Annotated in this window: 1 pseudogene; it reads right to left on the bottom strand. The window is 47.4% G+C overall.

The features are described 5' to 3' along the window. A pseudogene (locus R7Z47_RS26610) lies at positions 1 to 534 on the bottom strand (carboxynorspermidine decarboxylase); the annotation flags it as partial.

Below are 534 nucleotides of genomic sequence, written 5' to 3'. Positions count from 1 at the left end.
TCTAGAATGGAAGCTGGTTCATTGTAAATCAGCGTATCAAGACGGTGTGCTTCAGTTGCAGAGTCAACAATTGCTGTCTTCTTCACGTTCTCAACGATATCGACCACAGTAACCACTAAGTCTGTCGTCTTAGTGATGATGGCTTCACCCGGCTCTAGGTACATTTGCACACCGTGCTTCTCAGAGAATGCTTTTAACGCTAGACCTAGCTTCTCAATATCGTAACCCGGCCACGTGAAGAATACGCCGCCACCCATGCTCACCCAATCCAGCTTGTTTAGGTATTCGCCAAACTGCTCTGAAATCGCATCTAATAGGCCGATAAACGCGTCCACATCTTTGTTCTCACAATTCATATGGAACATCACGCCATCAATACCTTCAAATACTTCAGGTTTGATGTGATCGGCTTGTACACCTAAGCGAGAGAATTTGCGCGCAGGGTTTGCGAGGTCTTGACCCGCGTAGCTCACGCCCGGATTTAAACGTAAACCAATCGACGCTTTGCCTTCAACAATGTGGCGGTAAGCTGCA

Source organism: Vibrio sp. 1641 (assembly GCF_033339995.1).
GTDB lineage: Bacteria > Pseudomonadota > Gammaproteobacteria > Enterobacterales > Vibrionaceae > Vibrio > Vibrio alginolyticus.
Note: the sequence above shows the minus strand (reverse complement) of the source record. Positions and strands in the feature narration are given on the sequence as shown.